Origin of the sequence: Enterobacter sp. PTB (genome assembly GCF_051130085.1) — a bacterium.
GTDB classification, from domain to species: domain Bacteria; phylum Pseudomonadota; class Gammaproteobacteria; order Enterobacterales; family Enterobacteriaceae; genus Enterobacter; species Enterobacter ludwigii.
The window spans coordinates 93,286-105,107 of the sequence record NZ_JBDKEE010000017.1 but is presented as its reverse complement, the minus strand read 5'-3'; the positions used below and the strand labels follow the sequence as shown (position 1 = coordinate 105,107).

Genomic DNA, 11,822 nt, shown 5'->3' with positions numbered 1-11,822 from the left:
TCTATCATCGCCGGATTGAGGGAGCGTCAACAGACGTCGTTGCCGGGGCGCTTACCGCGAAGGTAACTGAAATCAGGTTCATAAAATGATACAAAGTGCCATCACGGCTGGCAGGCTGTTTACAGCAAATACGATCCACGAACATTTCCACCTCAAAAGCCATCAGTCATCGCGCATTTCCTCTCAGAATGTGCGCATTATTTTATAAAAATGCTCATTCTGTCGCGGCGGCTTACATGGCTGTATCCCCTGCGGCGTCAGGCGTTGTGGTGTTTTCGGTCATGCAGAAAATGAGCGATACCCCCTCAGCCCGGTTTCCGCCCGCCGCTATCGTCCGGGGGCGCAGGGGGTCCCCTGTAAATCTTTTTGCCGTTGTTATGCCTCACCCCTCTACCCGGCCCGGAAGGTGGCATTTATTTTCTTTAAATACAGTCAGTTAATCAGGTATAGGATGCATTTTTCAACCTCTACCCTGGGTCTACCTTTTGCCCCTTACCTCTACCCGCCGTCGGTCGGACAGCATGAACGGATAATCTCTGCTCAGGTAGAAGCAGGTAGCAGTAAGGTAGAGGTAAAATAATATACCTCTACCTGTCTGTAGCCCTTGTCCTGTAAGGGCTGGTGGCGTTTCAGGTAGAGGAGTGAAGGTAAAACGCGGCAAAACTTTATACACCGGGCAGGGGTAAGGGCTGACCGTCGGGGGAGCGCGGTCACTCCGGCGCATCGCTGCCCCATGCGCGGGGCAGAAACTCGTCGGCCTCGTCCGTCAGGCCGATATTGGTCTGTGTGCGGCCCTTTATCCGTCGGGTCAGGTATTCGCTGCCGTACTCCCGCGCGGCCTGCTTCATGGCGCGGGCGAACTTCTCCACCGATAATGGCTTACCCGGCCCGTGGTACTCCATAAACGCCAGGTAGAAGTGATACAGGTAGCGCTTTGGCTCCGGCTGGCCCGCCCACGTGCCGCCACCCATCATTAACCCTTTCGGCTCGCTCATGAAGTACAGGGCCGCGCAGAGGTCAACCACCGGGTCAGTGCCGCGCTTGACCGTCAGCGCCTCGTCAGAATTGCGCTGCTCTGCCAGCAGGGGGCGGGCGGTGTCCGGCTGGCGGAAGGTGGCAAACAGGCAGCGGATGATGACAGGCAGTTCAGCGGCGATTTTCTCCACCAGCAGCGGGTCGCGATCCCGCTCCGCAACCGGACGGTCAAAGAGGAAGATAACCCGCCGCCGGGCAATGCCGCCGTTTCGTTCGGTGAATATCATCGGCTCGTTGTTGGTTGCCAGCACCACGGCGCGCAGTACCGTGGTGTACTGCTTCTCATACTTGGGGTCAATCTCCACCGGGTCGCCGCCCGTGATGGCCTTGATGCCCGTTCCCTCTCCGGTATATTTCGGCTGGTCGGGGAGGATTATCAGGCGTTTTCCCGTAAACTGCGCCCGGCCTCTGGCGCTGTCCAGCGCCGCCATGTTGCCGCTGGCGGTGTTGTGTGTCCCTGCCAGCAGCGACGCTATGGCGGTAAAGACACTTTTCCCGCTGCCGCCTTCCCCCGTCACCTCGATAAACAGCTGCCAGTCGTGGCGGTTTGCCAGCACCATAAACAGCGCGGCGCAAATCCGGTCGGCGCGGTGCGCATCCCCTCCGGCGGCGTGCATCAGCCAGCGCTGGAAGTGCGGGGCGTGGTCGCGCAGGTTTTCACCAGGTTGCGGGTCGGTAAACACGATGCCGTTATGGTTCAGCAGGCCGTGCTCCGGGGAATGGGGCAGAAACAGCCCGGCGTGCAGGTCGTACACGCCGTTCACAAAACCCGTCAGCGCCCGGTCGCTGGCGGGCAGGACGGGCACCGTGATTTTCATGGCATCGATTGCCGCATCAATGCCTTTCGGGTTGTACGCGGTGTCATGGGCGTCAAATATCGCCGCCAGCGCGCGGCGCAGCCCGCTGTCGGCAATATGCTGCCAGATGCCGTCCCGGTACGCATACACCGCGCCGCTCTCCGGCGTCACCGCCACGCTGCCGTAAAAGGCCGCCAGCACCCGCCCGCGCTCGCTGGCAGCCATCCGGGCAAGGTCAGCACCGTCCGGCAGGCAGGTTTTTTCCGGCGGCACGCTCAGACTCTCCCCGCGCTCCGCTTCCGCTTTCAGCCCGGCAAGGCGCGGCGTCCAGTCCTCCAGCAGTTCGTGGCTTTCGGAATAAAACCGCGCTTCCTTCACGCCCGCCAGCGCAAGGTATGTCGCAATGGCGGTGATGTGGCGCTCTGACAGTTTTCCGGCCCGGCAGACGCGCACAACGCGCCGCCCCCGGTCGGTGATGCGCAGGCCGTGCAGGTTGTCCAGATCACGCCCGGCAAGCACCACGGGCGGCACGCTGTCGCCTGCCCGGTTATGCTGCTGCCAGTCCTTCGCGTGTATCCACGCATCCGCGCCCGCAAAAATCACCTGCTCCGTGAATTTGTCTTCAGGCTGTTGCTTCAGGTTTGGGGCGTTCTTCATGCGTCCCCCTCCGGCCCGCAGGCCGCATCAAAGCCCGTCAGCGGCGGCTGGCTCCATGCCTGCACCTGTAACAGCACCGGGCGCAGCGCCCGCTTTTCCCTGCGGCGCAGGGTCATCGACTGGCTGCCGCGCTGCCCGTGCTCGCGGAAGGATTCAGATTCTGCGCGGGTCACGATGTGCTGCGCCTCCTGTACGGGCATCCCGGCAAGCGTTGCCATATCCGGCACGGCGACGTGATGCAGTTCGGGAAACTCTGGCACGGTACGAAAATACGCTGCAATCAGTATTTCCTGGATTTTCCATGACAAATTGTCGTGAAAGGGTTTTACCAGTAACAGATAACCCGCTTCGGCAATCAGCAGCCCTTTCGCTGTCCTGGCTGGAAAGAGGTGCGTGAGTGACTGCCGACGTATTTCATCGGCGGTCAGTTCGTAAAAGTGCCGTCCGGTGATAAAGCGCTGACGGTGACGACGAAAGGTTGCCGCTGCGGTGCCTTCCGGTCGCTCATGAACCCGATCAATCATGGCAAACGTCACCGCACGCTGCCCCTGATACTCCACCAGCGGCAGGGCGTGGTTATTCAGAATAATATTGCGCTTACGCATAAGCGGCTCCCCCTTTATTATGCTGGTGGAATGACCGGGCAGAAACAGCCGTTTGCCCGTACAGATAATCCGATACGAAAATAGACGCCGCGCCGGGTTCAGGTTGCAGAAAACCGCTGGCAGTGAAGCCAGTTAAATTTTTCATTGCGAATTATTCCTCTGTGTGTGCGTCCGGTGGTATGACTGTCCAGCCAGCTCGGGCAGCCAGTTCAGTAAAACACGCCAGGCTCATCGCCATTTCATCGGGGCGCAGTAGCTGGCGCTGAACCACCTCACCGTTTTCTACAGTTAGCAGGATCTGAATGCGGAGACCGCGCAGGGCGCACTGCCATTTATCAGCGCAACCTGTAAGGCATTCACTGTTATTCATTCGGTTGCTCCTTGTCCTGCTCAATCCAGGCGTATACGTCATTTTCATACCAGCCGCGACGCTTTAACCCGATACGCACGCCACGGGGAAAGCCGCCGTTTTCGATAAGGTCATACAGCGAGGTTTTAGACTTCATCCGCATAATTGCCAGCACTTCACCAATCACCAGTATTTTTCTGTTTTCGGTATGCATCACATTTATTTCCATTCACGCCGGGTTATTCCGGGCTGATACCATTTAAAAGGGCTGAATAATAAATGTCTGGTAATCCAGGAAATAAAGCTGGTAAGAAACCTGGTAAAATATTGTCTTAATCTAATTTAATGAAATCATGTGGTTACAATCCTTGGTGTGTTTCAATAAAAGTTGGTAAAAGTCTGGGAAAACGCTTATAAGCTGTTTAGAGAAAAGAAATTTCAGGATTGCAGTACACGGAGTAGGGGGAGTGAAAAAGTGCGCATTTCAACAATGCGGAAAAGGAATAAAAAGGGGAGATATGCGCATCCCTGCGCGTGGATTACTCTGGGCGTGTTTCGGCGACAGGCAGACTCCCCAGAGATTCAGATATTACTTTACGAAAAGTTTCGGTTTTGTCCTTGTCTGCAGGTAACACATCCGCCAGCACATTGACCGCATCACGCGCCAGTGCACTGATATTTGGCTTTTGACCATAACGGTATGCTCCGTGTGTCCGCGAAACAAGAAGACGCGATAGCCCGGCGATCACCAGACTTTGGCTGTCGCGTCCACGGTTAACAGATAACCCGGTATCATTCAGGGCAACGTTTGATTGTGTCGTATCAATAAAATCTTCTGCCCCGTACCACAAACTGTTATCCGATAACTCAGACAGCGCCCAAGGCCAAATCACCGCAGGTAGAAATAATGCACGAGTAGTATTACCCTCAGTATCTTTCCAGAGAGTATGCCACAGTAAATTTTCTTCGCTGATTGCATGAATCATACTGTCATGATATGCACGAGCCGCGAACCAAAGCTCAGGGTGAATTTTTCTGTCAATCTCCCATAGCTCATTGAGATGGTACTCTCCTGCCATAGCTAGCGCGGCCCGCTGAGAATGAACAAAGCGGAGACGGCGTAAGTGATGGGGAAGGTTCAGAATATTTTTCTTCATGTGCTACCTACCAAAAACCTTGTAAAATAAGCCATACACTATGTATGGCCTTGTGTCAGTCATGGGTGGGGTTTGTTATGGTACAGAATAGAATGGTTTTTGGGTGTGTGATAGTGTTTACTGTATAAATAACCAGAAAAAATCAAACTGCTTTTAATCCCCTGAATCCGCTTGCAATTGTGGCACCAGTCGCAGCAGCCTCAACAAAATTACCCCACCAGCACATCAGCACTGCGCGCTTTTCTGTGTACTGGCTGCGGTTGTATGCCCGGCGTACACTGTTGGTATCAACATGCGCCAGTGCCGCTTCTATCACGTCCGGCTCAAAGCCTTCCTCATTCGCTGCCGTGCTGAATATGGCGCGTAGCCCGTGTGAGACCAGCACTCCTTTAAAGCCCATACGTTTTAATGCCGCGTTAGCAGTCTGGCTGCACATAGGCTGTTTCGGATCTTTGAATCCGGGGAAAACGTGCTCACGGTGGGCACTGATGGGCTGCATGTTCTCCAGTACAGCTAGCGCCTGTGCGCATAGTGGGATCACATGGTCACGGCGCATCTTCATTCGCCCGGCGGGGATAGTCCAGAGTTTCGCGTCTGTATCTATTTCAGACCAGCGGGCCTCTGCCGCTTCTGCCGGGCGAGTGACGGTCAGTAGTTGCCATTCAATCAGTAAGCGGGTCTGCCGTTCGATGGCTGCAACGGACAATGCCTGCATCAGCGCCGGTAACTGCTCCGGGCGAATGGTGGGCATATGCTTTTTGACCGGGGTCGGAAACGCCTTGCGGACGTTGCTTGCGGGATTCAGCTGGATTAACCCGCTGTTAGCGGCAAAGTCCATCACTTCGTTAATGCGCTGCAAAACGCGCTTCAGAGTTTCAAGATTTCCTCTGGCCCTGATAGGCTCCAGCAAAGTGACAAAGTGCCGGGGAGTAAGTTCCGTCACGGGCATATCGCCCACATCGGGAAAAACGTATTTTTCCAGCGAGCGCCAGATATCTTTGATGGTATTAGCGGCGAGGTTCTGCGCCTGCTTCATGGCGTACCAGTCTGCCGCCACTTTACGAAAGGTATACCCCCTGCGTAACAAATCGGACTCACGTTGCCGTTGCTGGTGGTGTTGCGGGTCAATGCCCTGTGCCACCATTGCGCGGTACTCGTCGCGGCGCTTACGGGCATCAGCCAGGGTTACATCATCCAGCGAGCCAAAACTGACCAGGGCGCGTTTTCTGTCATCCGGGCGCACATAGTTGAAACGCCATATTTTAGCGCCATTGGGTTTAACAAGCAGATAAAGCCCGTTGCCATCCTGTAAGGTGTATTCCTTTTCAGCCGGACGCGCTGCGCGGATTTCTGTTGCGGTCAGAGGGGTCGTGACTCTCGCCATGTTATACGTTCCATTGTTATATCGTGGGTGTATAACAAAACGTATAACTAAAATATCTGGCTGTAAATGTATCAGGCTGAACTATTTCGAACGAAAAAAGGCCGCAAACACAGTGTGAATGCGGCCTTTATCGAAGTTTATGGTCTGGACTGAACCACGCCATATTGTAATTTGGTCGGCACGAGAGGATTTGAACCTCCGACCCCCGACACCCCATGACGGTGCGCTACCAGGCTGCGCTACGTGCCGACGCATAAAAGAATACTACTCGATTCCGTTTTGAATGCAAGGGAATCTGTTGCTAACTGGTTTATAATTAATCAGTTAGCGATAAAGCGCTTCTCATCCGTCAGAACCTGCAGCAGCAGGCTCAGCTGCGGTTTTTGGTCTTTCAACCGCTCACCCTGCAGATTATACGTCTGATACTTCCCATTGTTGTTCAGCACCAGCGTCAGCGCTGGCGTAGTCACCACCAGCGTGCTCTCTCCGGCAGCCGTCACCCAGTTATGGCGGCGGGTGGCACTGAAGAGATCCTGCCCCTGTGAATATTCGTTTGCTGGCGTGCTGACGTGCAGCAGACGTTGCATCAGGGTCGTCATCACATCTTTATGTTCAGTCAGCATATTGATGCGCTGCGCCGGCGTTCCCGGCCAGTGGATCACCAGCGGAACATGCAGATTTGGGCGCGACCACTCCATGCTCTTCGTTTCGTCACCCAACGGGATACCATGACCGGCCGTGACGATCACGACGGTGTTATCCAGCTTGCCAGACTCGCGCAACGCGTCGAGCACGCGGCCGATTTGTGCATCCACATCACCGGCAGCGCGGCTGTAGCGGCGCGCAAAGCCTTTCTGATTCGTGTCCTCAAGGTTGGTGCCGTTTAAGGCAACCCACGAGAACCAGCGGTTATCTTCCTGGGCGTAGCGTTGCAGCCAGCTTATCCACTGACTGGCGGTCTGTTCATCTGTCTGGCTCTGTGCCGCCGGCAGTGAGAAGTCTGACAGCAGCGCCTGGCGATAGAGCGCGCTGTTAAAGCCATCCGAAGAGAATAGCCCTAACTGATAACCCTGCTGATTAAGTCCGGTGATCAGTGCCGCAGGAATACGGGCGGACAGCACGCCGTCCATGTATCCGGCTGAAATGCCGTAGAAGAGACCAAAGATACCCGCGTCGGTCGAGTTACCGGAACTCATATGCTGTGTAAACGTCACGTTCTTACTGGCGAAATCAGCCAGAGCAGGCATCTGCTTCTCGTAACGTGAATAATTCAGGCCATCGACGGTGATTAACAGGACGTTTTGCCCGCGGCCCATATCGCGATAGCGTAGTTCGCTCAGCGGATACTGAACGCTGACCGCTTCCGGATTACCCTGTTCGACCAGACGGCGCTGATACTCCTGCGCATCCAGCAGGCCGTGTTTTTCGAGGAAACGGCGGGCCGTCATCGGATAAGAGAGCGGCAGGTTAGCGCGCTGCATGGTAATAGGGCGATAGAAGTTCGCATCCGCCCAGATATACATGATGTGCGAGCTAATAAAGGAGACGAAAAAGAGCGTCGCAACGGGTTTCGCGTAATGGCGCCGACGGGTCAGGCTGCGCAGTTTTTGCCAGCTCCAGGTGGCAAACAGCATCTCAATAAGCAGGATCACCGGAACGCTGATAAACATCAGCTGCCAGTCACGGGCCGTTTCGTTTTGATCCGGGTTGATCACCAGTTCCCAGACGATGGGGTTGAGATGCAGGTGAAAACGGGTAAAGACTTCGCTGTCGATAAGCAGCAGCGTTATCCCCGCCGTCGCGAGGATAGCGGACAAGAAGCGCATGAGCCGCTGCGACATGACGATAAACGTCAGGGGGAACAGGATCAGCAGATAGGTGGCGAAAACCAAAAAGCTAAAGTGACCCACAACGCTCATCCAGGAGTAAATACGCCCGGTTAGCGTTGTCGGCCAGTCTGCGACAAACAGATAACGACAGCCAATGACCGACGCTAACAGAATGTTGAACAGGGCAAACCAGTGTCCCCAGCTGACCATCTGGGAGACTTTTTCACGGTAGCGCTGACGATTCGTCACCATAAACTGTTGTTCGTTTCCCTTAATGGGCCTGGTCGTCGCTGACGGAGGACTGTAACGCCTGGGCGAAAGATTTGGCGATCGCCTGACGCTGAGCCGGAGCAACGCTGGTATTGATAAGGTTGGTGACCATATTTCCCAAAACCATCAGGGAGAGATCGGTCGGCGTTTTATGTTTTTCCAGTACGTTGACCAGCTCACTGAGCAGTTGTTCAACGTGTTCATCACTGTAGCGGGAATGTTGTGGCATAAATCAAAATCAGTTTGTTGATGAAAGGGCAACATATTACCGTAGCGACAGCTTTTTTTCCCCTTTTTTATCTGTTGTTGCACACATGACCTGGTGGTGGTTGAATACCGCCCGGTCTAAAAGGAGAGTTTATCATGAGTCTGGAAATCAACCAGATTGCCTTGCACCAGCTTATCAAGCGTGATGAGCAAACCCTTGAAGTGGTGCTTCGCGATTCGTTACTGGAACCCACGGCGACCGTTGTGGAAATGATGGCGGAGTTGCACCGCGTCTACAGTGCTAAAAATAAAGCCTATGGTCTGTTCAGCGAAGAGAGCGAACTGGCTGATAGTCTTCGTCTACAGCGTCAGGGCGAAGAGGATTTCCTGGCGTTTAGCCGCGCCGCCACCGGACGTCTGCGTGACGAACTGGCAAAATACCCGTTCGCAGACGGCGGTATCGTCCTGTTCTGTCACTATCGCTACCTGGCAGTAGAGTATCTGCTGGTCACCGTGCTGAACAATTTAAGCAGCATGCGCGTGAATGAGCAGCTGGATATCAGCTCTACCCATTATCTTGATATCAACCATGCGGATATCGTGGCGCGTATCGATTTAACCGAGTGGGAAACGAACCCGGAATCGACCCGCTACCTGACCTTCCTGAAAGGCCGCGTCGGCCGTAAAGTGGCTGATTTCTTTATGGACTTCCTCGGCGCCAGCGAAGGTCTTAACGCCAAAGCGCAGAACAAAGGGCTGCTGCAGGCGGTTGACGACTTTACCGCCGAAGCGCAGCTCGATAAATCTGAGCGTCAGACCGTGCGCCAGCAGGTGTACAGTTACTGCAACGAACAGCTGCAGGCGGGAGAAGAGATTGAGCTGGAGTCGCTGTCAAAAGAGCTGGCGGGCGTCAGTGAAGTCAGCTTCCAGGAATTTACCGCTGATAAAGGCTATGAGCTCGAAGAGAGCTTCCCGGCGGATCGCAGTACGCTGCGACAGCTCACTAAATTTGCCGGTAGCGGCGGTGGGTTGACCATCAACTTTGATGCCATGCTGTTGGGTGAACGCATCTTCTGGGATCCGGCCACCGATACGCTGACCATTAAAGGCACGCCGCCGAACCTGCGCGATCAGCTTCAGCGACGCACCTCTGGCGGGAAATAACAGGCATAAAAAAAGCCCCGCAGAAGCGGGGCTTTTTTTTCGACGTGTTTGCGATTACGCGCGAACGAAGTCGATGTGAGTGACTTTTGGCTTGAACGCGTGACGCTGAACAGCCTGAACTTTCACTTTTTCTTCTTTACCGCCAACAACGATGGTCAGAACTTCGCTGTAGAATTCAGGTTTGTTCTGCAGGTTCCACACTTTGTCGTGATCCAGTTCGATTGCAACTGGAGCAGCTTCGCCACCGTAAACGATAGCCGGGAACTTGTTAGCGTTACGCAGGCGGCGGCTCGCACCCTTACCCTGCACGTTACGTACTTCTGCTTCGATAGTAAACATTGATTTCTCTCTGTATTTTAAACCCTACTACAGGCGACCCAGCAGCAGGTGAGTGTTCTGCTTCACGGATATGAAGCGGGCGGCATTTTATACTCAAATGCCCCTCACATCAATGAAAAGTCCCCTTAACCGCGTAATTCGTTGGCGCGACGAAAACGGCCTTCGTAATCAAACACCTTTTCCCGAACCTGCCAGAACTGTCCTTTCATACGAGCCACAACAAAATCCGGGTGGCGCAGTAACACCTGCTGGCGCACGATATCGGCCACGGTAATCCAGCGCAGCGGTACACCGGGCGTACGGGTGTGCGGGCGAATAAAGAGTTGTTCGAAGGCCATACGCTGGGCAGGCGTATGTACCCTGAAGCGCTCGCTGACGTCTGCGCCGTCTTCATCGTAATAGGTGATTTTCAGCCACTCGCCTTTGTCATCCGCGCCGGGTTGCAGTGCCATACCGGAACAGCGTAGCACCAGCGCATCTTTTAACTTCAGCGCTGCTTTTAGCATGTCATCAGGATCGACCAGAACCGTATCGCATTCGCGACAGCGACGGGCGGCAATATCGTTTTCCGCATTGCACTGCGGGCAGTTTTTAAAGCGGAAACGGAAATCGCACTGTTCGCGATGTCCTTCGTCATCTTCAAACCAGCCCTGACAGCGGCGGCCAAAATGTTCAATCAGCGTGCCGTCTGCGGTGGTTTTACCCCAGAAGGTGTTGGCAAAACCACAGGCAGGGCAAAAGACCTGAACGGGGACGTTGTCGCTTTTGCCTTTTGGCGTGCCGACTTCCGGAGAGTAGAGATCGTGCGGGTTTCCGGCGTAATCCAGAATAAGACAGTCGGTTTTCCCGGGCGCCAGGCGCAGGCCGCGCCCCACAATCTGCTGATAAAGACTGACCGATTCGGTCGGACGTAAAATGGCAATCAGATCGACATGCGGGGCATCAAACCCGGTGGTTAACACCGACACGTTCACCAGATAGCGGAATTGTTGCGCTTTGAAGGCGTCGATCAGGCGGTCGCGCTCCGGCCCGGGCGTCTCGCCGGTGATTAAGGCCGCGTCCTCGGCGGGCAACAGCCCGGTAATTTCTCGCGCATGCTCCACGGTGGCGGCAAAGATCATGACCCCTTTGCGCGTCGCGGCGAACTCTTCTATCTGGCTAATGATATGCGGGGTAATGCGCTTTTGCTTTTTCAGCTCCTGGTTCAACTCCGCTTCGCTGAATAACCCGTTGCTCTGCGCCTGTAACCGGCTGAAATCGTACTGCACCACCGGCATGTCCAGCCGCTCGGGCGGCGTCAGGTAGCCATGCTTGATCATGTAGCGCAAAGGAAGTTCATAGATACAGTCGCTGAACAGCGCTTTCTCATCGCCGCGCACCATGCCGTGATAATGGTAGCGATAGATCCAGCCTTTACCCAGGCGAAACGGGGTCGCCGTCAGGCCAAGCAGGCGAAGGTGCGGGTTCACCTCTTTCAGGTGAGTGAGGATTTGCTGATACTGGCTGTCGTCGTCATCGCTGATGCGGTGACACTCGTCGACAATCAGCAGCGAAAATTCACTGCGAAACAGATCAAGGTTGCGGGCCACCGACTGTACGCTGCCAAAGACCACTTTGCCGTGGCTCTCTTTGCGCTTTAGCCCGGCAGCGAAAATGTCAGCTTCCAGCCCGAGCGCGCAATACTTGGCATGGTTCTGCGCCACCAGCTCTTTGACGTGGGCCAGCACCAGCACGCGTCCGCGTGCCAGACGCGCCAGTTCGGCGATCACCAGGCTTTTGCCAGCACCGGTCGGAAGCACAATGGCCGCCGGTGCCTGGTGTTTACGAAACCAGGCGAGAGTGGCGTCAACGGCTTCCTGCTGATAAGGACGAAGTGTAAAAGTCATGGGGTCTCGGTTTAGTTATTTCGCATATAGTATGCCACGAAACTTTTTCCCTTGAGTGGCGCAACCAGACCATTATACTGAGCCATTCCAGACTGCTTCTTTTTCGGACCTGTTGTCCGACTTCCAGCACCATTAAGGCTAAA

The 11,822-nt window shown here is 54.9% G+C and carries 12 protein-coding genes and 1 tRNA gene; 1 reads left to right on the top strand and 12 read right to left on the bottom strand.

Annotated features, from left to right (window positions below; translation table 11 throughout):
* Positions 1-710: 710 nt before the first annotated feature.
* From AAIR21_RS19535 to AAIR21_RS19490, 10 genes are all read right to left on the bottom strand, one after another.
* On the bottom strand, positions 711-2,489 hold the full coding sequence (locus AAIR21_RS19535; protein WP_434682024.1) for a DNA primase family protein: 1,779 nt from the start codon (positions 2,487-2,489) through the stop codon (positions 711-713).
* Positions 2,486-3,094, bottom strand: coding sequence for an ORF6N domain-containing protein (locus AAIR21_RS19530; RefSeq protein WP_025203623.1), 609 nt, complete (start codon positions 3,092-3,094; stop codon positions 2,486-2,488). Before AAIR21_RS19530 ends, AAIR21_RS19535 begins: the two co-directional genes overlap by 4 nt.
* Positions 3,087-3,239 (bottom strand): hypothetical protein, encoded by a 153-nt coding sequence (locus tag AAIR21_RS19525; protein ID WP_158407508.1) that lies wholly within the window; start codon positions 3,237-3,239, stop codon positions 3,087-3,089. The genes AAIR21_RS19530 and AAIR21_RS19525 overlap by 8 nt, the downstream gene beginning before the upstream one ends.
* Before the next feature lie 6 nt (positions 3,240-3,245).
* The gene (locus AAIR21_RS19520) at positions 3,246-3,464 is read right to left on the bottom strand and encodes a hypothetical protein (protein ID WP_025203624.1); all 219 of its coding nucleotides are present in this window, start codon (positions 3,462-3,464) and stop codon (positions 3,246-3,248) included.
* Positions 3,457-3,657 (bottom strand): helix-turn-helix transcriptional regulator, encoded by a 201-nt coding sequence (locus AAIR21_RS19515; RefSeq protein ID WP_025203625.1) that lies wholly within the window; start codon positions 3,655-3,657, stop codon positions 3,457-3,459. Before AAIR21_RS19515 ends, AAIR21_RS19520 begins: the two co-directional genes overlap by 8 nt.
* A gap of 325 nt (positions 3,658-3,982) precedes the next feature.
* Positions 3,983-4,600 (bottom strand): hypothetical protein, encoded by a 618-nt coding sequence (locus AAIR21_RS19510; protein ID WP_025203626.1) that lies wholly within the window; start codon positions 4,598-4,600, stop codon positions 3,983-3,985.
* A 142-nt stretch (positions 4,601-4,742) separates the two neighbouring features.
* Positions 4,743-5,984, bottom strand: a complete 1,242-nt coding sequence (locus tag AAIR21_RS19505) for an integrase domain-containing protein (protein ID WP_025203627.1) — start codon at positions 5,982-5,984, stop codon at positions 4,743-4,745.
* Between the two features lie 172 nt (positions 5,985-6,156).
* Positions 6,157-6,233: transfer RNA gene (locus AAIR21_RS19500), tRNA-Pro, on the bottom strand.
* Between the two features lie 71 nt (positions 6,234-6,304).
* Positions 6,305-8,065 carry an LPS biosynthesis-modulating metalloenzyme YejM gene (yejM, locus tag AAIR21_RS19495; protein WP_032680580.1) on the bottom strand — a complete coding sequence of 587 codons (1,761 nt, stop codon included), beginning with the start codon at positions 8,063-8,065 and terminating at the stop codon, positions 6,305-6,307.
* A 19-nt stretch (positions 8,066-8,084) separates the two neighbouring features.
* Positions 8,085-8,312, bottom strand: coding sequence for a YejL family protein (locus tag AAIR21_RS19490; RefSeq protein WP_001135586.1), 228 nt, complete (start codon positions 8,310-8,312; stop codon positions 8,085-8,087).
* Between the two features lie 134 nt (positions 8,313-8,446).
* Here AAIR21_RS19490 and yejK point away from each other — a divergent pair, with 134 nt between their 5' ends.
* Positions 8,447-9,454 (top strand): nucleoid-associated protein YejK, encoded by a 1,008-nt coding sequence (gene yejK, locus AAIR21_RS19485; RefSeq protein ID WP_014170942.1) that lies wholly within the window; start codon positions 8,447-8,449, stop codon positions 9,452-9,454.
* 54 nt (positions 9,455-9,508) lie between these two features.
* Here yejK and rplY read toward each other — a convergent pair whose 3' ends face one another.
* A complete protein-coding gene (gene rplY / locus AAIR21_RS19480; protein ID WP_014170941.1) occupies positions 9,509-9,793 on the bottom strand; it encodes a 50S ribosomal protein L25 in 285 nt (94 codons plus the stop codon).
* A gap of 125 nt (positions 9,794-9,918) precedes the next feature.
* On the bottom strand, positions 9,919-11,679 hold the full coding sequence (locus AAIR21_RS19475) for a DEAD/DEAH box helicase (RefSeq protein WP_020883178.1): 1,761 nt from the start codon (positions 11,677-11,679) through the stop codon (positions 9,919-9,921).
* Positions 11,680-11,822 lie beyond the last annotated feature (143 nt).